The sequence below is a fragment of the Bacteroidia bacterium genome, from assembly GCA_019695265.1.
In the GTDB taxonomy this organism is placed as follows: Bacteria; Bacteroidota; Bacteroidia; order JAIBAJ01; family JAIBAJ01; genus JAIBAJ01.
In genome coordinates, this window is sequence record JAIBAJ010000018.1 from 17,388 (window position 1) to 38,122 (window position 20,735).

20 protein-coding genes are annotated in these 20,735 nt (G+C 37.8%); 14 read left to right on the top strand and 6 right to left on the bottom strand.

Annotated elements, in window-relative coordinates:
* Positions 1–34 precede the first annotated feature (34 nt).
* The 7 genes from K1X82_04730 to K1X82_04760 all read left to right on the top strand — a co-directional run bounded on the left by K1X82_04730 (position 35) and on the right by K1X82_04760 (position 8,714).
* Positions 35–1,378, top strand: a complete 1,344-nt coding sequence (locus K1X82_04730) for a flippase (protein MBX7181396.1) — start codon at positions 35–37, stop codon at positions 1,376–1,378.
* On the top strand, positions 1,375–2,598 hold the full coding sequence (locus K1X82_04735) for a hypothetical protein (protein MBX7181397.1): 1,224 nt from the start codon (positions 1,375–1,377) through the stop codon (positions 2,596–2,598). Before K1X82_04730 ends, K1X82_04735 begins: the two co-directional genes overlap by 4 nt.
* A complete protein-coding gene (locus K1X82_04740; protein ID MBX7181398.1) occupies positions 2,595–3,668 on the top strand; it encodes a glycosyltransferase in 1,074 nt (357 codons plus the stop codon). Before K1X82_04735 ends, K1X82_04740 begins: the two co-directional genes overlap by 4 nt.
* A complete protein-coding gene (locus tag K1X82_04745) occupies positions 3,662–4,810 on the top strand; it encodes a delta-aminolevulinic acid dehydratase (protein ID MBX7181399.1) in 1,149 nt (382 codons plus the stop codon). Before K1X82_04740 ends, K1X82_04745 begins: the two co-directional genes overlap by 7 nt.
* A gap of 89 nt (positions 4,811–4,899) precedes the next feature.
* Entirely contained in the window at positions 4,900–5,946 is a 1,047-nt protein-coding gene (locus K1X82_04750; GenBank protein ID MBX7181400.1) for a DUF354 domain-containing protein, read from the top strand.
* 6 nt (positions 5,947–5,952) lie between these two features.
* Positions 5,953–7,050 carry a UDP-N-acetylglucosamine 2-epimerase (non-hydrolyzing) gene (gene wecB / locus K1X82_04755; protein MBX7181401.1) on the top strand — a complete coding sequence of 366 codons (1,098 nt, stop codon included), beginning with the start codon at positions 5,953–5,955 and terminating at the stop codon, positions 7,048–7,050.
* Entirely contained in the window at positions 7,047–8,714 is a 1,668-nt protein-coding gene (locus K1X82_04760) for a hypothetical protein (GenBank protein MBX7181402.1), read from the top strand. The genes wecB and K1X82_04760 overlap by 4 nt, the downstream gene beginning before the upstream one ends.
* A 7-nt stretch (positions 8,715–8,721) precedes the next feature.
* Here the strand turns inward: K1X82_04760 and K1X82_04765 are convergent, their stop codons facing one another.
* The 4 genes from K1X82_04765 to K1X82_04780 all read right to left on the bottom strand — a co-directional run bounded on the left by K1X82_04765 (position 8,722) and on the right by K1X82_04780 (position 12,099).
* Entirely contained in the window at positions 8,722–9,939 is a 1,218-nt protein-coding gene (locus K1X82_04765; protein MBX7181403.1) for an MFS transporter, read from the bottom strand.
* A gap of 72 nt (positions 9,940–10,011) precedes the next feature.
* Positions 10,012–10,896, bottom strand: a complete 885-nt coding sequence (locus K1X82_04770; protein ID MBX7181404.1) for a hypothetical protein — start codon at positions 10,894–10,896, stop codon at positions 10,012–10,014.
* Positions 10,897–10,914: 18 nt separating this feature from the next.
* Positions 10,915–11,565, bottom strand: a complete 651-nt coding sequence (locus K1X82_04775) for a hypothetical protein (GenBank protein ID MBX7181405.1) — start codon at positions 11,563–11,565, stop codon at positions 10,915–10,917.
* A 54-nt stretch (positions 11,566–11,619) separates the two neighbouring features.
* A complete protein-coding gene (locus K1X82_04780) occupies positions 11,620–12,099 on the bottom strand; it encodes a hypothetical protein (GenBank protein MBX7181406.1) in 480 nt (159 codons plus the stop codon).
* 889 nt (positions 12,100–12,988) lie between these two features.
* On the opposite strand from K1X82_04780, the gene K1X82_04785 reads away from it, so the two are divergent.
* From K1X82_04785 to K1X82_04800, 4 genes are read left to right on the top strand one after another with little or no spacing between them, the layout of a single operon-like run.
* Positions 12,989–14,131, top strand: a complete 1,143-nt coding sequence (locus K1X82_04785) for a beta-ketoacyl-ACP synthase III (GenBank protein MBX7181407.1) — start codon at positions 12,989–12,991, stop codon at positions 14,129–14,131.
* Positions 14,132–14,575: a hypothetical protein gene (locus K1X82_04790; GenBank protein MBX7181408.1), complete on the top strand. Its 444-nt coding sequence runs from the start codon at positions 14,132–14,134 to the stop codon at positions 14,573–14,575. It abuts the gene before it with no gap.
* A 57-nt stretch (positions 14,576–14,632) separates the two neighbouring features.
* The gene (locus tag K1X82_04795) at positions 14,633–15,166 is read left to right on the top strand and encodes a DUF4199 domain-containing protein (GenBank protein ID MBX7181409.1); all 534 of its coding nucleotides are present in this window, start codon (positions 14,633–14,635) and stop codon (positions 15,164–15,166) included.
* Positions 15,167–15,212: 46 nt separating this feature from the next.
* Entirely contained in the window at positions 15,213–16,148 is a 936-nt protein-coding gene (locus K1X82_04800; protein ID MBX7181410.1) for a glycosyltransferase family 2 protein, read from the top strand.
* Here K1X82_04800 and K1X82_04805 read toward each other — a convergent pair whose 3' ends face one another.
* A complete protein-coding gene (locus tag K1X82_04805) occupies positions 16,149–16,364 on the bottom strand; it encodes a kazal domain protein (protein ID MBX7181411.1) in 216 nt (71 codons plus the stop codon).
* A gap of 503 nt (positions 16,365–16,867) precedes the next feature.
* Entirely contained in the window at positions 16,868–18,004 is a 1,137-nt protein-coding gene (locus tag K1X82_04810; protein ID MBX7181412.1) for a DNA polymerase III subunit delta, read from the bottom strand.
* 294 nt (positions 18,005–18,298) lie between these two features.
* Here K1X82_04810 and K1X82_04815 point away from each other — a divergent pair, with 294 nt between their 5' ends.
* The 3 genes from K1X82_04815 (at position 18,299) to K1X82_04825 (ending at position 20,672) form a co-directional block, all read left to right on the top strand.
* The gene (locus tag K1X82_04815) at positions 18,299–18,664 is read left to right on the top strand and encodes a LytTR family transcriptional regulator (protein MBX7181413.1); all 366 of its coding nucleotides are present in this window, start codon (positions 18,299–18,301) and stop codon (positions 18,662–18,664) included.
* A gap of 84 nt (positions 18,665–18,748) precedes the next feature.
* Entirely contained in the window at positions 18,749–20,263 is a 1,515-nt protein-coding gene (locus tag K1X82_04820) for a T9SS type A sorting domain-containing protein (GenBank protein ID MBX7181414.1), read from the top strand.
* Positions 20,264–20,324: 61 nt separating this feature from the next.
* Positions 20,325–20,672 (top strand): DMT family protein, encoded by a 348-nt coding sequence (locus tag K1X82_04825; protein MBX7181415.1) that lies wholly within the window; start codon positions 20,325–20,327, stop codon positions 20,670–20,672.
* The last annotated feature ends 63 nt before the right edge of the window (positions 20,673–20,735 follow it).

Here is a 20,735-nt window from a genome sequence, read left to right on the forward strand (position 1 = left end):
CATTGTTGTTGATAGCTATGTACCTTCTTTGCAAATGAAGTTGATTTCTAAATTTCTGCAAACCAAAGGAAAGAATGAACTTCTAACTGGATCCATAATTACCTTTTTCCTGCGAATTGCAGGCATGGGTGCCGGGTATATTTTTAGTCTTCAAATAACAAGGAACTACGGTGCAGATGCTTGGGGAATGTTTTCCTTAACATTCACTGTTTTTTCTTTTGGGGCCATCTTAAGTACGTTTGGTTTAGATGGAGCCATACTTCGATTGGTTCCCGAGCTGGTAGTTAAAAAACAATTGATATTTCTAAGTCCAATTTACAGAAAACTAGCCCTTCTAGGTTCCATCATTTCATTGGCAACCATGATGGCAATCTACCTGCTTTCAAAACAAATTGCCATTACTCTTTTTGATAATAAATCATTAATCGATTGGATAAAATACAGCGCCCTCCTGGTGCTTCCAATAACTTTATGCAATATCAATTCGCAATTACTTCGAGGATTAAAAAAGATAAAAGAATATGTGTTTCTAGATATGGTTGCCAGGTTCTTATTTCCGGCCATACTCGTTTTTGTATTTCAGCAACTAGGCATGGAAATTAATTTAATTTTCACCTATTTTCTTGGGATGCTGCTTGTTACTTTTTTAAGTTTTTTCTTATTGATCTATGAGTTTAGAAAATTAGATATACGCCCAACCCGAGATGAAACTTACTGGAACAATTATTTGAAATTAACGAATTTAGCCTACCCTTTACTATTTAGCTCGACATTGATATTCTTAAAAGGATGGATTGATACCATTATGTTAGGTCATTACCGGACCGAAGCTGAAGTTGGGATTTACAATATCTTTTTAAAGGTTACAATCATTGCTACCATACCAATAACCTCACTAAATTCTATAGGAATGCCAAAATTTGGTGAATTGTTTGCAAAAAATGACTTAGTAGGATTGCAAAAAACGCTAAGGTTTTCAGCAAGTATCATTTTTTTATCGACCTTTACTTTAGCCTTAGGATTGCTTTTGTTTCATTCCATCCTACTAGGATTTTTTGGAAAGGATTTTTCAGGCGATAAAACTGCATTTTATATTTTACTTATTACCCAGGTTGTAAGCGCATTTGGTGGTTCTTCCGGATATATTCTTCAAATGACCGGCCATCAAAATTCCTACAAAAATGCAGTGATTGGCACCTTAGTAATAACCATTCTAAGCAATTACTATTTTATCCCTTTGTATGGAATTGTTGGTGCAGCTATTTCAACCTTATTAACTACGATTTTTTACAATTTCTTCCTTGTTCAATCCATTCGGAAACACCTAAAGGTTGATTCAACTTTTTTTAGTTTTATTCAATCTCAGTTCAAACGATGAGAACCTTTAAAAACATATTAAGATTCCTATTCTTTATGTTTCCGGTAATCAACGTACTGGCAGATGTTACTATTGGATATTTTGGAGAACATGCTTCATTCCACTCCGGACATATCAGGGCCATCATAATTTTAACAGTGATGGGGTTTGTAGTTCCGGGTTTAAACTTCAAAATTCGTCCCTCACTAGTCATATCCTTATTTCTTACCTATTGCTTTATTTTACTCTTTGGATCCTCTAATTTTTCTTATTCTTTCCAGGAATTCCTTAAGTTTTTCATTGCTTTGATGATGTATCCTTTGGCCTTTAAATATGTGAAAACCAAGGAAGATTTGGGCTTGCTTCACCGAAGTTATTTGGTAGCCTGTGTTTTGGTTGTACTTCAGTTTGTATTTGCACAAGTATTTAAAGTTGGGGATAGAGCGTATGATGTAGGTATCTACTTAGGTGGTAGCGAAGTTCAAATCACTTATATTTTGGCATATATAGGCATTATTTTTCCATCGATATTGTTATTCAATCCAAAACTCAAAACTTGGATATTGAACTCCATTATATTATCCAATTTGGCTTTTGTTGTTATAACATTTAGACGTTCTTCGATTGTAGCTGCTGTTGTGGGATTCCTTGTTTTGTTCTTCTTGGGTTCAAGTAGAAGGATTTTAGGAAGATTCTTTTTTTTGGTTAGTCTGGGTTTGGTTATTGTAGGATTTACCTATAAAGAAGAAATTTCCCTTTTATTAGAATCCAGATTGAGGATTGAGGATGAAATGCAAAGAGACCACAATCGTTTTGGAGAATTTGACCATGTAAAAAAACCATTTGTTGATGGTAATTTGAAAGAGATACTTTTTGGAAAGGAGGTTTTCAATTCGATCAATTTAGAGATCTTTCGGAATACAGAAACAAAGATTAGGCCGCTTCACGTTGACTACAATAACATGCTATTTGGTATGGGTGTTGTGGGTTTATCCTTTTATTTCCTGATGTTTTATCAAATGGTTAAAACCTTTCTTATTGTTCTTACCGGAGTTAAGGATGAAAAAATGCGGAATGAGTTAAAAGCTGTTTTCTTTGCCGTTTTGATGAGCAATTTTGTTTTTTCTACATCCGGTCAAATCTGGGAATTAACATCCCTTTCATTCGTTTTTGTATATCTCGGATCCCTTACGTCTATCAGTTATCATTTTCCGGAAACCTTAGTAATTGAAGAAAAATGAAAATGTTAATTCTTTCCCCAAGACTTGATGTAACCGGAGGAGTGAGCAACTTTACCAAGGTTTTAACTTCCTATTTGAGTTTTGAACATCAATTAGTCTTTAGGGGAAGTCCAAAAAGGAAATTTTTAGGACCACTTGGAGAAGGGGCTAGGTTTATTTGGGATTACTTCAACTTCTTTTGGCAATTGTTGTTTTGGAATCCGCAAGTTGTATTTCTAAACATTTCATTTTCAAAACAATCTATTCAAAGGGATTTCATTTATTTGTTTTTATCCAAACTGTTTGGAAAGAAGGTGGTGATTTTTTGGCATGGATGGAATGAATCATTCGAGAACCATGTAAACAATAATCCTAACCACTTTTTCAGGAAATGGTACCGAAAAGCGGATTTGGCATTTTGTCTTTCTGAACGTTTTAGAAAGATAATGCAAGAATGGGGTTTTACCTATCCCATTCACCGAACGTTTACAATGATTTCGGATGAAGAATTAAAAAATGCAGCACTGGTACAAGTGGATGGTATTTCTTCCGCTACTGCATTTCGATTGCTTTGGATTGGAAGAATGGAGAAAAACAAAGGATTATTCGAAGCGATTGCAATTACGGATCAGTTAAGAGAATGGGGTATTGATGCTTCCCTTACTATTTGTGGAGATGGGCAACTTAGACCTGAATTAGAGAAGTTCTTAAACGAAAAAAAATCAGACTATATCCAAGACCGGGGATTAGTATTTGGAATAGAAAAAGTTAAGGCATTTAAAGAATCGGACGCATTGCTATTTTCCAGTTTCTCGCCGGAAGGTATGCCCACTGTAATTATAGAAGCTATGTCACATGGCCTTATCATTTTTTCAGGACCTGTTGGAGGAGTACCGGATTTCTTTAAAAACGAAATGGGTAGGTTGTTTACCGAAAATTCTACCTTTTCCATGGCCAATACCGTTAAGGAGTTTCTTGAAAAGGAAGAAATAGAAAAAACAAAACAGTATAACAGAATCTTTTCTATGAACAACCTATATGCTTCGAAGCGGGTTGAATTTATAGAGAAGGAAATTAGCAAGCTATGTTAAAAGGGAGAATTGAATTGTTGGAAAAATACATGGTTAGAAACCAGTTCAAAGGACATGACCCTTATGATGGCTTAATGTCTCCATTATTTAAGCTGCCTTTCTTGCGTTCCAACCACACCCTTCGGTTTTTGTCCCAACAATTAATAAAGCGATCACCATTCAACCTGAGGCCATTTTTATTAATTCCGCCCGGAGAGAATCCGGTTACGCTAGGCTTAAGTATTCAGGCCTATACCATGCTGATTGATGCAGATGCTGCCAGGAAGAACTATTATGAGACCCAAGTTGAATATTTACTTGGTAGGCTTGAATTTCATTCGGATAAAACCTATCATGGGGATTGTTGGGGATATGATTTTGATTGGGCTGCCAGACACACCTCCATTCCTGCATACAAACCAACAGTTGTAGCAACCGGAATCATAGTAAATGCGCTTTTTTTATATTATCAACATAACCCTAACCCAAGGGTAAAAAAGTTAATACTTTCATCGGCCGATTTCGTTTTAAAAGACCTTTATAGAACAATTGACTCAGAAAATGACATTTGCCTTTCTTACTCTCCTTTTGATAAACAGATTGTTTTCAATGCAAGTTTAAAAGGTAGTCGATTGTTGGCCCAATGTTATTATTTAACTAAAGATTTGAAATACCTCGAAATCGCCAAAAGAACCATGTCTTTTGTTATGAAAAATCAAAGGGAGGATGGTGCTTGGGTTTATTCCAAATCGAAAGAAGGCGGCTGGGTTGACAATTATCACACCGGATATGTTTTAGATTGTGCTAAGGAATATAGCCAATTAACCGGTGATATAGGTTTCAACCAACAAATCCAAACCGGATTTGAATATTATCTGCGTCATTTCTTTTTAGATTCCGGAATGCCCAAATTTTACGACAAAGAGACCTATCCCATAGATTGCACCTCAGCAGCACAAAGCATCCTTACCTTAGTTAAGTTTAACAAAATTGAACTAGCAGACAAAGTAGCCAACTGGATGATGAAAGAAATGCAAGATCAGGAAGGTTACTTTTATTTTAGAAAATTCAAACATCACACTGAACGTCAATCATTTATGCGATGGAGCAATGCTTGGATGTTTGCAGCCTTATCAACCCTTTTGAAAACTCATGAAAACTAGTAAGACAAAGAAGCACGATACCATCTTGTTTTCAATTATTTTTGAAGCCTACAAGTCCGATAGAACCTAATGAAGAAATGAATTCCAGCATGAACTTTTTAATTTATTTAGGACATCCGGCACATTATCATCTTTTCAAGAATTCCCTTAAAGGATTAATTAACGAAGGTCATCAAGTTAAAATCTTAATTAAAAAAAAGGATGTATTAGAAACCTTATTGAAGGCAGATAATTGGGAATATGTGAACATTATGAAAGGAGAGCGAGGAGATAAAAAATGGCAAATTGCTCTTAGTCTGCTCAAAAGAGATTGGGAAATGTGGAGGATTGTTCGCTCATTTAAACCGGATGTAATGGCTGGCACATCTGCAGAAATTACGCATATAGGTAAGCTTCTTGGAATTCCTTCCATAGTGGTGAATGAAGATGATGCAGAAGTAGTTCCTTTATTTGCCCAATTAGCCTACCCCTTCGCAACTAAAATATTGGCGCCTAATTGCTGTAAAGTTGGGAAATGGGAATACAAAAAAATCGGATATGAAAGCTACCACGAACTAGCCTACTTGCATCCGAATAATTTCACTCCCGATCCATCCTATAAAGAAAAATACAATTTAGGCGATAGCTATTTCATAATTAGACTTGCCAAATTAAATGCACACCATGATGCAGGAAGAAAGGGGATAACTACTCAAATTGCACGAGACATTATTGACCGATTAACTCCTCATGGCAAGGTTTGGATTACTTCAGAAAGGGCATTAGAACCGGAGTTTGAACCTTACCGCATTGCTGTTCCACCTTCTGAAATTCACCATGTGATGGCTTTTGCCAATATTTACATAGGTGATAGCCAAACCATGGCAGCAGAAGCTGCTGTAATGGGAGTTCCTGCAATTAGATTTAACGATTTTGTTGGTGAAATTGGATATTTAAACGAATTAGAAAACAAATACCAACTTGGTTTTGGAATTAGAGCTAATGATTCTCAGAAAATGCTGCAAACATTAGAAAAGCTTTTGCAATCGGATTATAAGTCTGAATGGAAGAATAAGAGGCAGCGGATGCTAAATGAAAAAATTGACCTCTCTCAATTTCTAACGAATGTCCTAGTTGAAACCGCTCACAAGAAATAATTAAACATGAAAAAAATAATTTCAGTAGTAGGTGCTAGACCTAATTTTATGAAGGTTGCACCGATACACAAAGCCTTTCAAGCATATACCGATAAAGTCCAACATCTGATTTGTCATACAGGTCAACACTTTGATGCTAAAATGTCTGAGGTGTTTTTCGAACAACTCGAAATGCCAAAACCTCATTTTTTCCTTGGCATTGGAGGGGGATCACATGCAGAGCAAACTGCCAAAATCATGATTGAATTTGAAAAAATAGTTCTTTCAGAGAAACCGGATTTGGTCATTGTAGTTGGAGATGTAAATTCTACCATGGCATGTACGGTGGTAACTTCTAAATTAGGAGTAAAAACAGCCCATGTGGAAGCTGGATTGAGAAGTTTTGATCGTGAAATGCCGGAGGAAATCAATAGGTTGGTTACCGATGTTTTAGCCGATTACCTCTTCACTACCGAAGAAAAAGCTCACCAAAACTTACTTAGAGAAGGAATTTCAGAAGATAAAATTTTCTTTTGTGGCAATGTAATGATTGATAGTTTGGTTCATTTCTTACCCAAAATTGAGAAATCAAGCATTTTGACTCAATTGGGTTTGGAACCGGGTAAATTTATCCTTTGCACCTTCCATCGCCCCAGCAATGTTGACAGTCAAGAAAGTCTAACCCAATTAGTTGGTTTGTTAAACTCCCTTGGGTCTGAAAGAAAGGTTGTATTTCCTATTCACCCTAGAACTAGCAACAATTTAAAGAAATTTGGTTTAGATTCTAATTTAAGTGCTAACCTGATCTTAACCGAACCGATTGGCTACCTTGATTTTCTGCATCTTACCAAACATGCGGAATTAATTGTAACCGATAGCGGTGGAGTTCAGGAAGAAAGCACCTGGTTAGGTGTTCAATGCATAACAGTAAGAGATAATACAGAAAGGCCGATAACGGTGGATGTTGGCACCAACCAACTCATTGGTACTGACCTTACTAAAGTATTAGATGCTTCGTTGAAAATTCTTCAAGGTTATAAAAAGCAAGGAGGGATTCCATATCTTTGGGATGGAAAAGCCGCAGAACGAATTACGGAAATCGTGGTTAACCAACTTCTTCGATGAAAAAACTTTATACCCTACTATTTTGTTTCTTGTTTTTAGGAGCAAATTCTCAAATCACCTTTGAGCATGTTTCTAAATCATCTATTTATGATTTTATAGATGAAATGGCAGGAATTAAACTCATTGAAGTCAATTCCGCAGTAAAACCATACAGCAGAAAATTTATTGCTGAAAAACTTCAGGAAATACAAACGAAACAGGACAAACTCAATAAAAGGCAAAAAAAGGAGTTATCGTTTTTTTTACGTGATTACAGAAAAGAACTTGGACTGAATAATCAAATTGATTGGTTGGGCAAAAAAGTATTTGGAAAGAATAGGATACCATTTAAATCCAGAGAGAAAAGGGTGGATCTGTTTTATTACAAAGACTCCCTATTTAATTTTACCCTAAATCCAATAGTAGGTATGAAAGTTTGGTATAACCAAAATGGACTAACTTACCACCGGTGGAATGGAGGAGAATTATTTGGTTACCTAGGTAAAAGTTTAGGAATCTATGTGAATTTACGTGATAACTATACCACTTCCGACATTTATGGATCGAATTATCTAGTTCAGGAAATGGGAGGAAGATTTAAAGGTGCTACTGCAGGATTTACCAATACCAAGGCTAAAGAGTTTAGCGAATTAAGAGGAGGATTGGTTTATTCCTGGAAATGGGGTTACCTTGGAATATTAAAAGAACACAATGTGTGGGGAAATGGATACAATGGCTCGAATATCCTGAGCTCCAGGAGCCCTTCCTATGCGCAAATCAAGCTCAATCTTAAACCTACAAAATGGTTAGAAATGCAGTATTTTCATGGTTGGCTTTCTTCCATGGTGGTAGATAGCAATAGAACCCAAAACTATGGTACAGGTCCAAGCGAAGTTTATGTGCCTAAATTTTTGGCCATGAATATGTTTACCATTAAACCAATAAAGAACTTGTATCTTAATATTGGTAATTCCATTGTATATTCCAACAACATCAATGCAGGGTATATGATCCCATTCATTTTTTTCAAATCCTTGGATCATACTTACTCGTCACTAGGGAATTCGGCTATGTTTTTTGACTTAAGTATCAGAAATCTCAAAAAATGCCATTTTTATTTTTCAGCTTTTATTGATGAGTTATCGATTGGCAGGATGTTTAATAAGCAGTTACAATCTAACTTTTGGAGTTTGAAGGGTGGTGTTCAAGTAATTAATTTAATTCCCAATACCACATTAACGGCCGAATACACCAGGACAAATCCTATCACTTACAAACATTACAACCCTGAAACCACCTTTGAATCTACCAACTATAATTTAGGATATTACTTACGAGACAATTCACAAAACCTCTATTTGAAGGTCGCCTATAAGCCTTTACCGAGGCTTCAAATTGCAGCATTTTACGACTATGCTTCCAAAGGCCCTGACTATGCAGACGATCGCACTCAAATTAACCCAACTACGGGAAGAACTTACGTATTGGGATTGCCATTTCAGGAATCGCTTATATGGGAAAGCACTACTATTGGAGGTAGCATAAATTATGAGGTATTGAATGATATTCATATCCGCTTAGGAGCCAACTATTCCAATGTTTGGGATCCAACAGGGAAGTACACTCCAAAAGTCTTTTCAGGTAAACAAATAACGACTACCGCAACAGTTTCTTGGGGATTTTAAAAGCGAATTATAACGATTCAGTATAATCCAGGTCTTTACCGAAGGTTTCAGAAATGGTCAGTGTTCCAAGCACGGCCAAACTCATACTGATAACCCCTAATACAGCTGCTGCTGCAAGCAAACCCCACCCTGGAACCAATGCATTAAAACCTGAAGTGAGCAATACAGCGGAACCTCTAACAAAATTAGGAACCGTGGTTGCCACAGTGGCTCGAATATTAGTACCAAATTGTTCTGCTGCAACCGTGGCAAATAAAGCCCAGTATCCGGTTGAAGTTCCAAGTAAAAAACACATAAAATAAAATGTGTTGAGGCTCATACCCGGAACAGCCAGGTAATAAGCAATACAAGCTGAACTAAAAAATACAAATCCCAAAATTACATTACGCCTTGATTTAAGCAGTTGACTAAGGATTCCGCTCAAGAAATCGCCTGCACTCAAACCTAAATAGGCATACATAACAGCTTTGGGGGCTTCGACTATACCATCAACTTGCATTGCTTTGGATAGTTCAGGAGAAAAGATAATTAGGATGCCTATTATGTACCAAATTGGAACACCAATTAATACACAAGCTAAGTATTTAATGGTTCGCTTTGAATCATAAAATATTTTATGAAATGCCCCACGCTCTATACCACTTTGTTTCACCTGTGAAAACATTCCCGACTCAAATGTTCCAACTCTTAATACTAATAAGGCTAATCCTAAACCTCCTCCGATATAGTAAGAGGTACGCCAATTAAACTTGTCGCCTATGATGGATGCTAATACTGCACCCAAAGCGCCAAACGTAACAATTACCATGGTTCCCCAGCCACGTTTATCCTTGTGCATAGATTCAGAAACCAAGGTTATTCCAGCACCCAACTCCCCTGCCAATCCAATACCTGCAATAAATCGTAAAGCCGCATACTGGTCAATTGTTTGAACAAATCCATTCAAAATATTGGCCGTAGAATATAAAAAAATAGACCCGAACAATACAGAAACCCGCCCTTTAATATCCCCAAAAACTCCAAAAATGAGCCCACCTAATAACATACCTGCCATTTGCCAATTAAACAATACACTTCCAACAACCCTTAATTCATTTTCAGCAATTCCTAATTCTAACAGGCTAGGCTTTCTAACAATACCAAATAAGGTAAGGTCATAGATATCTACAAAATATCCAAGGGCTGCAATTACAACCAATAAGGTCTGCTTTCGGGTAATACTCATAAAAAAAAGTGGCGAAAGGTAATCAGGAAAATTACGTTTCGCCACAAGAAGATGGGGAGGATTTTTTTAGATTTATTTCCTCAGTTTATTTTTCCTATTCCAAAAGTTGGCATTAAGACCAAGTCCAAAAGAAACAGAAAGCTCATTAAGACTATAAGGTTTTAACCCTCCCAAATGCCGTCCCATGGCATACCGGCCATTAACAAACAAATGGAAGAATTTAACTGCGTAAACATTAAAACCAAAATCAATACTTGCCATGGGATCAAATGAAATACGGGTATCTTTTCTTGGCGGCTCATAAATAAAACCCCAGGTTCTAATTGATTCGTCATAGTAATTATCGTTGGTTTGGCAAATGGCAAAACCGGGTTGGAATCCTATAAAGGGGTCAAACATCTTGTCTTTAAGTAAATGAAACCGAAATCCGGTAAAATTCTTATGATTCATTTTAAGAATTGTCCCAATACCTCCAACGCTTAAGATACTATCCTCCGTACTTTTTGACATGTTGGTATTTAAAAAATAATAGGATGTACTGATAATAGAAATCCTTGGAGAAATATAATACTCCAAATCTCCACTCACATAAAAATTGACAAGATCTTGCTTGAGCATAAAACCCGGAGCAAAACTTAATCCTGCTCGAATAATATGGTGATACTTATATGGTTTATACCCTTCCTCCTCCTCCACTTTTTTGCCGGGAGAATTGCTGCCTTTTGCTTTGTCTGCTGATTTTCTTTCTTTGGACATTTTTTCAATTTTGTCCATAGAAAAAGTAAAAACCTGCCCATCGGTAGTAGTAACCGATACGGACTTTCCAGGTTCTTGGGCAGTGATAGTTCCTCTAATAACACTGCCATTTTTCAAATAGATTATATCTTCCCAATTGTCCTGAGCGCTTGCGAAAAGACATGAAAAAGTGGTGATCAATACTAAAAGAATACGTTTCATTTCTTAGTTATTAAATGGTTACTTCCATAAATCAAACAACTTCACATTTAGGCTTAAGGTCACCAATAAGTGTCCTTCAAAATCAATTTTATTCGTTTTCTCAATAACCAAGGTTTTGCTAAACCTTTCACCTTCAATACGACTATGCATTCTTCCTCCCAAGTGGTTCATATATTGGCATGTGAGTGTTAAATCAAAATTGTTTGACAAATTATAGGAAGATCCTAATCCCATTTGAACAGCCATACTGTACTTGCGCTGTTCGTTGGATGGATTATTATTCTCATAAACCCTTGCACCATCAAAACAATGGCCGGCTATGATATAGGGTGTAAATTTGCCTTTGACCTTTTCTGCATTAAATGGATAAATCATGACACTCCATCCGATGTGCATGTCTTTTCTGGTACCAATATCCCCAACATTAACTGTGAAGAAATCGGCATACCATTCCGTATTAATTCGCTTAACCACTCGTAAACGAAATTGTCCCCCAACACCCATTCCAGCACCACCGGCATCATTAAAAAAACTACCGGTTGAGCGCATTCCCAACTCAAAATCACCACCTCCGTATAGTGGCTTTTGCTTTTCTTTTTCCTCCTTGGATTGACCAAAGCTTGAAAAAACGGAAAGTCCCATGAGGAACAAAAGAATAACCTTTTTCATGTTGTTTAATGTTTAACGATAAGGAAGGAAGATTTAGTATTGGTATTAATTCAACTATTTGGTTAACAGCAACTTGCTGAGTAAATCGGACTCAAAATTAAGTTTGGGCGTTTCTTCCATTACTGAAATTACTTGTCCATTTTCAAGTTCCCAAAAAACGGTAGGTAGCAGTTTTGCACCATAGGCCTTCAGCCAATCGGCAGGTTGATTCTTTTCCCGGTTTACACCAATTAATTCGCACTTGTTTTGTAAACCCAGTTCTGTGAGTACCTTCCAAATTCCGGGCAGTTGCTCCTGACTATCACTACACCAGGTTCCAATGAATAAATATACCTTTTTTACTCCAGTCAAATAAGGCTTTAATTCGGCTAATTTGTTTGCCTGAACAGAGTATTGGTCATAGTTTCTAGAAAAACCTTCCCAGCCGGCAACTGCACCAAGTTCATTTATCGATAATCGACCAATCAGGACAGAATCTTGAGCTTTGCCAACCATTGAACCTAGTACCATTCCAAAGAGTATTAATAATCGCATTTTAAGAATTCAAAGGTGCATCTTTTTAATTAAGTTGCAGCATAAATTATTAAGGATTTGCACCAAAAAATTAAATCTCAAGGCCTGAAAAATACATGATAAATTGCCTTGGTAGATTAATTTCAATGGTTCAAACATTAGTCTCTCATTTTACCTTTCTTCTAAAAATTTGCAAATCACCAATTCTGGTTAACTGCCAATCAAACAACACTACCTTCGGTAAAAGCCGATATTAAATTTATAGTATGCCTAAACAGCTAATGCAAAGGCACTTCCCACTGTAATTTCCAAAATTGCCTTGATTTATATCCAAATAACACTTGGTTTAAAAAAGGATTGAGCCAATGCTTTTTTGAACTTTCTAAAAAAACAGCTTGCAATGAACCAGATTATTTTCAAATGGCACTTCGATTGAAACACTGGTTCATTAATTTAACCTGTAATTTAATTTCAGCAGATGTTTAAAAAGGTTTAACCAGGAATGGAAAAAAAGAAGGAATTATAAAGGGATTAAAAATTTGGATTTTAACCCTTTAAACTAAGATCACCCCATCTCATTTTCAGGATTAAACCAACTAAATCCGACCATTCAACTATGGAAGTCACTTTCTGTTTTATCCTAGAATTGTCATAAGACATTTTAAACTACGTATCGAGACAAGTGTTAGGATGGTATACAAGTAGTCTTAGTTGGGAAAAAAACCTAACTAACACTAGCTCGGGGTTAACCCGAATCTTCCCAAATCCCACCTCACTTGTCAATTGTTCACTTCGTTTCAAATGACAATTTCAGGTTTAATTGGGGTATGAAATAATATTTGGAAAATGATTAGCTAATTCGTATTAAATTTGCGCCCTTTTGAAAAAAAAGGACTACCAAACAACAACATTGCAAGGAAAAGCCTATATAACCAGATTAGCCAAGTTTTTGCCCAACGAACCCATTGAAAATGAAGAGATGGAGCAATACTTAGGCATGGTCGGAAACGAACCATCCAAAGCCCGAAGAATAGTTCTTCGAAGCAATGGAATAACCAAACGATATTACGTATTGGACCGCAACGGTCAGTTAAGCCACAACAATGCCCAACTCGCTGCAAAAGCCATTGAAAACCTTTATGGAAATGGATTTTCAGTTGAAAATTTGGAAATGATTGCTTGTGGAACTTCGCTAACTGATCATATTTTACCTTCTCTGGCCTCTGCTGTACATGGAGAAATTAAAGGTAGACCCATGGAAATTTTTGCCCAAGCCGGGGCTTGTTGTTCAGGAATGCATGCTTTAAAATTTGGCTACCTTTCTGTTATAAGCGGCAACACACAAAATGCCGTTTCTACCGGTTCGGAAATGATCTCGCCCATGTTTCTTTCCAAAAATTATGAGCCTGAATACGAGAAATTAAAAGAATTGGAAGAGCGCCCAATTATAGCTTTTGAAAAGGAATTTTTACGTTGGATGTTAAGCGACGGTGCTGGTGCTGCCTTGATTGAAAACAAACCCAATTCAGAAGGACTTTCTTTGGAAATCAATTGGATTGAAACCGTTTCATTTGCTCATGAATTGGAAACTTGTATGTATGCCGCAGCAAGTAAAAGAAATCAAGATGGAAGTTTGAAAGGTTGGAAAGAGTTTGGCCCTCACGACTTAATTGAACAAGGCGTTATGGCTATAAAGCAGGATGTTCGGTTATTGGAAAAAAACATTGCCCAAACCGGAGCCAAGGAACTTTCGAAAATAATGGCTAAACGGGGCTTGAAAGCTGAAGAAATTGATTATTTGCTACCCCATATTTCTTCTGAATTTTTTAGAAAAAAAGTGGCTGATGCCCTAGATGAAAATGGAATTGGTGTCCCTCAGGAAAAATGGTTTACCAATTTAACCAAAGTTGGAAATGTTGGGGCTGCCTCCATTTACCTTATGTTGGAAGAATTGTTTTATTCAGGACAATTACAAAAAGGACAGAAAGTTCTTTGCTTAGTTCCTGAAAGTGCCCGTTTTTCCTATGCATTTGCTTTATTAACTGTTTGTTAAATGAAACCCCTGCTGGAGGGAAAAGCCCTATTCGATCTACTTCCTCAAAAACCACCCATGACCATGGTTCATCGGCTTTTGGAGGCAAATGATCTATTGGCTGTTTCTGAATTTACAGTTTTAACCGAAAACCCCTTTTTAGAAAACAATAGTTTGGCTTTACCCGGTTTAATCGAAAACATTGCCCAAACTGTGGCTGCTCGCTCCGGTTACCTCTTTTCAAAGGAAGTCAGGGATAATCAGGATTTTAGCAACCCTCCAATCGGCTTTATCGGGGCCATTACCAAATTATATTTCCACCAGGCTCCACCCCTTGGGTCCACCATTCGAACTACCATCAAAATAGAAGCCGAGTTGTCGGAGGTGAGCCTTATTGCCGGAGAATCGTATCTGAATGACCAATTGTTGGCATCTTGTTCCATGAAGGTTTTTCTTCGTAAGTAATTTCTTTTCTTCTCTTGGTTCAAACCCTTATTTTTGTCAAACACTTTTAATTAAATCATGGAAAATTCTGAAAACTTTTCGCCATTAAAAAATGCGATGAATTTTGGAGCTATGCTCGGATTATCAAGCATTCTAATTAGCTTCTTAACCCAAGTTTTGAAGATTCGTGAAAGCATGATTCCTTCTATTTTGACTTATGCTTTGGTTGTACTTTTTATTGTTTTAGGTGCCAATTTCTTTAAAAAGAATAACAATGGTTTTATGTCCTATGGCGAAGGAATTAAACAAGGGGTATTAACCTCCCTGTTTGCCTCCATTCTAACAGCCTTCTTTATTTATACATTCTTTCGATTTATTTCACCCGAAAGTTTGCAAGAATTGAGAGATTTGGCCGAAATTCAAGCCGAAGAACAAACCAAATCTGAAAAGGAATTTGAAATGGCCATGAAAATTCAAAATTGGATTATTAGTCCGGGTCCAATTGCGGTTTTAACCATTCTTACCAATACTTTTTTTGGTTTATTTGCCTCGTTAATCACCTCCGCCTTTCAAAAAAAGGAGGACAATTCCTTTGAAAGCAATTTTAAATAAATCTTAAAGTTGTATTTGGCTTTCAGATAATAAACACCTTTGCAACATGGATATTAGTGTCATCGTTCCATTATTAAATGAAGAACAATCCTTGGCTGAACTTGCTTCCTGGATTGAAAGGGTGATGCTTGCCAACCAATTCAGCTACGAAATACTTTTCATTGACGATGGAAGCACCGACCAAAGTTGGAAAGTAATTAAAGAATTAAGCGCACAAAAACCGGAAATCAGAGGAATTAAATTCCGCAGAAATTATGGAAAATCGGCGGCTTTAAACACCGGATTTCATGCCTGCAAGGGCCGTATTGTTATTACCATGGATGCCGATTTGCAAGACAGTCCGGATGAAATTCCAGAGTTGTACCAAATGGTTACCCAAGGAAAATTTGATTTGGTATCGGGATGGAAGAAGAAACGGTACGACAATGCATTCACCAAAAATCTGCCTTCTAAACTATACAATGGAGTAAACAGATGGATTTCCGGAATTGAGTTACACGATATGAATTGCGGATTGAAAGCCTACCGCTCCGAAGTGGTTAAATCCATTGAAGTTTATGGCGAAATGCATCGCTACATTCCGGTAATTGCCAAATGGGCCGGGTTTAAAAAAATTGGCGAGAAACCGGTTCAACACCAGGAACGAAAATATGGCAATTCCAAGTTTGGCCTCGAACGGTTTGTCAATGGTTTCCTTGATTTACTTACCATAACTTTTGTCTCCCGTTTCGGCAAAAAACCCATGCATTTCTTCGGAACCTTGGGACTGTTATTCTTCTTTATTGGACTTAGCATTGCCAGTTACCTCACCTTTGCCAAATTCGTTTTTCATTCCTATAAAATGACGGAAAGACCATTGTTTTATTTTGGAATTTTGGCCATGATTATTGGAACACAGCTATTTACCACCGGATTTTTAGCAGAATTGGTTTCCAGAAACGCCCCGGATAAAAACCATTACCTCATCGAAGAGGAATTTTAATTATTCGACCCGAATCCCATTACGGTTAGCCTCACAGGTATTGCAATACGTTTTACCGTCGCAACCAATTACACCCGGGCAATCCTGCGTGCAAGCCGCATTTTGATATTGGTTGTAAAGAGCCTGATCGAAACAATCATTCTTTTTGCACGAAGCCAAGGAAAACAGAAGCAGAGCGCCTATTGCCCAAACCGTTGATTTTGATAGCTTTTTCATACTTCAAATATAGCTATTTTCCATTTTTCCTAATCAATTCTATTAATTATTTGGCGGGCCCCCTTCGCCCAAGAAGGAAAGTGCAAGAACAGTCGAATGGCAATGGGCGTTCGGGTCACGCTATCGGCTGTAGTCCAAGCCAACTCCGCTAAACGCTGCGTTGGCTTGGAGCTACTTGCCTCTATCGTTGCCCGACCTAAGCCCAACCTTTCCCATTTGATACCATCTGAAGTGTCGTACTTAGAATTTTATACCCATTTTATATAACTTCAGAACAGCAGATATTTCCCGAACAAAGAACAAATTTCGGGGTTTGCACCTCGGGCAACGATAGAGGCAAGTAACCCACAGGCCCACGCGGCGCTAGCCAAGTGGGCCGAGGATTACAGCCGATAGCGTGACCTGAGCCCATGGCTAAATTAATTTCAGTTGCCAACAGGTTGGAGGGCGAAGGGGCCCGCCAAAACCTACTAAAAAAACACCATCAGAAAAAAACAAAAACCTTACCGAACCGGCATTTTAAGCTGTTCAGAAATTTTTAGGCTAGTATCGAGAAAAATCACTTTTGGATTTCCATTTCGTTCGATGTGGTACATGGCATCGGACAAAAGCTCGATAAGACGTTGAACATTGCCACCGTGAATTCTATCCGGGAAACGCTGCATAAAGGTGTTCTGGCGTTCTGTTTCAGACAAGGCCACGAGTGAATTGATGCGAAAATTAAGCAAGAGGCATTTTCGAACCGCCTCGATTGAATATTGGAGAAAGTTCTTTTGGTTTTCACGACCCGATTTAGCTGTTCCATCAATCCAATCGAGTAATTCCGGAATATTAGGAACATAACTTAGACGCATCCAGTTGATAAAATTATCGAAATGAGGATCGACTTCCTTATCCTTAACTGCATGAATAGCTTTTGCCATGTTACCTTCTGACAAAATGGAGGCATCTGCGGCTGATTGAGGATTGATGCCAAAATTTTCGATTAGGAAAGTTTCTATTTCGGCGGTAGAAGGGGCCATAATTTTCACCAACTGCACACGGGAAAGGATGGTTGGCAAAATGGAATCGAGTGCTTCTGAAACCAGGATAAAAACAACTCCGGGAGGTGGTTCTTCCAGAATTTTAAGCAAACGGTTGGAGCTGGAAGCATTCATTTTTTCAGGCAGCCAGATAATTACCACCCTGTTTCCGCCTTCATAGGCTTTTAGTGAAAGTTTGCGGATTATTTCAGAACTTTCTTCTGCCCTGATTTCCAATTGTCTATTTTCCAATTCCAAGGTTTCCATCCAGTCGTAAAGTCGAATGTAGGGATTGGATTGGAGCAATGTTCTCCAGTGGAGGAGGTAGTCGTTGCTGGTTGCCTTTTTGATATCTTCCGAATTGACCACCGGGAAAGCCCAATGCAAATCCGGGTGTCCGAGTTTACTCACCTTTATGCAGGCCGGACATTCTCCGCAGCTATCCGTATCGGATCGGTTTGAGCAAAACAGGTATTGAGCGAAAGCCCAGGCCATAGCCAAATTTCCGGAACCTTCGGCGCCTGCAAACATGAGGGCATGACTTATTCGGCCTTGTTGGGCATTGTGAATAAGCTTGGCTTTGGTTTCATCCCTTCCGGGTATTTGGGAAAATTGCACGATGCAAAGGTAGGCAAGGATTAAAATTCCGACCAACAAACCTAAAAATTTGATGAACAACCTTTGCAATGAAACAAAAACTGAGTAACAAAAAACAATACAACTAATTAATTTACAATGCATTAAACTATATATTTGGCTTAATATGATTTATTTGCTTTGTTATATTTATTTTGAATGTGTTTTTCATAATTATTTGATATTCATCTATACTATTTTAAATTTTGTCTAATTTTTTAATCATTATTTTATATAACATGGTAAAAATAGTCAAACAATCAAATCTTAGAAATCATGAAAACGCTAAACACCCAATTCGAAGGAACAGTAGCCAACTTTGGTGATTCATTAATGTTCAGAGCTAATTACCAATCGGTGGTAGTGCCAACAGAAGACATTTTGTATATTCAGGCATTGGCGGATTATGTTATCATCAAAACAGCTCAGGCAAAGCACATTACTCTAGCCACCATGAAAGACATGGCGAATTTGCTTCAAGGACGCGGATTTATAAGAACTCACCGGAGTTACATTGTGAACATCGATCACATTCAAAAATTCAAAGGCTCAACAGTAGTGTTGGACAATGAGAGTTCGAAAATTGCCATTCCGGTTGGCAGAGCTTTCAAAAAAGAATTCCGTCAAAGCATGGCAGCCTAGTTGTAAAACTTTCTTAATATTTTTTGTTGGTTGAAGTATGTTTAAATATCTTTGTGGATACTTAAATTATCCAATTCAACCAAAATGAAGAAAAAACTACTTGTCTTAGGCACCATGATGATTGCTACATTTAGCAGTCTTCTTGCCCAAACACGCTACTGTGACGAAGTTTTCTCCGGAGTTTCCGTTACTGACAGTGTTGTGTATGCCACCAACAAAATTTATTTTCCATTTCCAACCGGTATTCCACCTCAAGGCGACTTGTATATGGAGTTATACCAACCGGTAGGTGATACGGCTACTGCCAGACCATTGGCCATCGTTTTACACACCGGAAGCTTTTTACCTCAACCTTACAACCAAGGTGTTACCGGAAGCCGCAAAGACAGTAACATTGTTGAAACCTGTAAACGTTTTGCACGCCGTGGTTTCGTTGCAGCCGCTGTTTCTTATCGTTTGGGCTGGAACCCGCTTACTTCTGACCAGGACGTTCGTACCTCTACCTTATTAAAGGCAGTTTACAGAGCGGTTCAGGATGTTCGTTCCAGTGTTCGATATTTCAGAAAAGATGCTGCCACCAGCAATAACTACAAAATTGACCCAAACAAAATTATCATCATGGGTTACGGATCGGGAGGTTATATTGCTCTTGCTTCTGCTACTCTTGATAAATGGGAAGAAGTTACACTTCCAAAATTCCTGGATGCCAATACCGCTACTCCATACGTAGATACTACCATTATGGGTAATTTCTGGGGATTAGGCGGAAATCCGGATTATAACATGGACAACCATGCAGGTTATAGCAGCGATGTAAACCTTATTATCAATGCCGGCGGAGCACTGGGTGATTCTACCTGGCTTGAAGCCGGAGATGTTCCGATGGTTGGTTTCCACGTAGTTGGTGACCCATTTGCACCTTACACAGAAGGAATGGTAATTGTTCCAACTACCGGCGGTAATGTGGTTTATGTAAGTGGTACTTACGATGTTATTTTACGTTGTAACAACCCAACTTATGGTAATAACAATGCCATTTTCTCCAACCCTCCTTTCATCGATCCGTATACAGTAAAAGCTAACACCATGAACAATGGTTTGGAAGGATTGTTTCCATTTAACCTAAACAACCCTGCATCACAAGCTGGTCCATGGGAATGGTGGGATCCTAACAATGCAGTTGCCAAATGGGGACAAACCGTAGTTGACAATGCTTTGGCTACTAACCCTGATATGTCTAAAAACAAAGCAACTGCCTACATCGATACCATTTTTGGCTATTCAATTCCTCGTGTAGTTCGTGTATTTGGCCTTGAAAATTGTCCTGGTACAGTTGGTATTGCTGAAACCAATGCAAAAACTACTACCAAAATTTTCCCAAATCCAACTGCAGAAACAGTTCAAACCAGCACTGCTGCAGGACAAGGTAACATTACTGAAGTATTTATTTACGACAATACCGGTCGCTTAGTTAAACAAGTAAACAACCTTCGCAACCAAGAATACTCTTTAAATGTGAAAGACCTGCCAAAAGGCGTTTACCAAATGAAAGTAAATACCACTATGGGCGAATCAAACCATAAACTGGTTATTGAATAATTAAAGTACTTTTTCATTCCCAATCCCGACTAGGTTATCTTAGTCGGGATTTTTTTTACCAATGGATGCTCGTTTAAAAACCATACTACTCCTATTCCTTTCCAATATCTTTATGACCCTGGCCTGGTATGGCCATTTGCACCGATTGAAAGATAAATCCCTTTGGATAGTTATTCTTATTAGCTGGGGAATTGCTTTTTTTGAATACTGCTTACAAGTGCCGGCCAACCGAATAGGTGCCGGGAAATTCAGTTTGGTAGAACTTAAAACCATTCAGGAAGTACTTTCCCTCATCGTTTTTGCCATCTATACCATTTTAATTGTGCGCGAGGATTTTAAATGGAATTACTTAGTTGGGTTTGTTTTTCTCGTTTTAGCCGTGTTTTTTATCTTCAAAAAATGGGATTAACCCAGATAAAATAAAAATTCTTTATCTAGTAAGAATTTGCAAATCCTAGTGATTCATTGGGAT

What these genes read in the sequence shown, in the direction of transcription:
- K1X82_04730 (MBX7181396.1), top strand. Translation starts at nt 35, where the DNA reads ATGAAGTTGATTTCTAAATTTCTGCAAACCAAAGGAAAGAATGAACTT.
- K1X82_04735 (MBX7181397.1), top strand. Translation starts at nt 1,375, where the DNA reads ATGAGAACCTTTAAAAACATATTAAGATTCCTATTCTTTATGTTTCCG.
- K1X82_04740 (MBX7181398.1), top strand. Translation starts at nt 2,595, where the DNA reads ATGAAAATGTTAATTCTTTCCCCAAGACTTGATGTAACCGGAGGAGTG.
- K1X82_04745 (MBX7181399.1), top strand. Translation starts at nt 3,662, where the DNA reads ATGTTAAAAGGGAGAATTGAATTGTTGGAAAAATACATGGTTAGAAAC.
- K1X82_04750 (MBX7181400.1), top strand. Translation starts at nt 4,900, where the DNA reads ATGAACTTTTTAATTTATTTAGGACATCCGGCACATTATCATCTTTTC.
- wecB (MBX7181401.1), top strand. Translation starts at nt 5,953, where the DNA reads ATGAAAAAAATAATTTCAGTAGTAGGTGCTAGACCTAATTTTATGAAG.
- K1X82_04760 (MBX7181402.1), top strand. Translation starts at nt 7,047, where the DNA reads ATGAAAAAACTTTATACCCTACTATTTTGTTTCTTGTTTTTAGGAGCA.
- K1X82_04765 (MBX7181403.1), bottom strand. Translation starts at nt 9,939, where the DNA reads ATGAGTATTACCCGAAAGCAGACCTTATTGGTTGTAATTGCAGCCCTT.
- K1X82_04770 (MBX7181404.1), bottom strand. Translation starts at nt 10,896, where the DNA reads ATGAAACGTATTCTTTTAGTATTGATCACCACTTTTTCATGTCTTTTC.
- K1X82_04775 (MBX7181405.1), bottom strand. Translation starts at nt 11,565, where the DNA reads ATGAAAAAGGTTATTCTTTTGTTCCTCATGGGACTTTCCGTTTTTTCA.
- K1X82_04780 (MBX7181406.1), bottom strand. Translation starts at nt 12,099, where the DNA reads ATGCGATTATTAATACTCTTTGGAATGGTACTAGGTTCAATGGTTGGC.
- K1X82_04790 (MBX7181408.1), top strand. Translation starts at nt 14,132, where the DNA reads ATGAAACCCCTGCTGGAGGGAAAAGCCCTATTCGATCTACTTCCTCAA.
- K1X82_04795 (MBX7181409.1), top strand. Translation starts at nt 14,633, where the DNA reads ATGGAAAATTCTGAAAACTTTTCGCCATTAAAAAATGCGATGAATTTT.
- K1X82_04800 (MBX7181410.1), top strand. Translation starts at nt 15,213, where the DNA reads ATGGATATTAGTGTCATCGTTCCATTATTAAATGAAGAACAATCCTTG.
- K1X82_04805 (MBX7181411.1), bottom strand. Translation starts at nt 16,364, where the DNA reads ATGAAAAAGCTATCAAAATCAACGGTTTGGGCAATAGGCGCTCTGCTT.
- K1X82_04815 (MBX7181413.1), top strand. Translation starts at nt 18,299, where the DNA reads ATGAAAACGCTAAACACCCAATTCGAAGGAACAGTAGCCAACTTTGGT.
- K1X82_04820 (MBX7181414.1), top strand. Translation starts at nt 18,749, where the DNA reads ATGAAGAAAAAACTACTTGTCTTAGGCACCATGATGATTGCTACATTT.
- K1X82_04825 (MBX7181415.1), top strand. Translation starts at nt 20,325, where the DNA reads ATGGATGCTCGTTTAAAAACCATACTACTCCTATTCCTTTCCAATATC.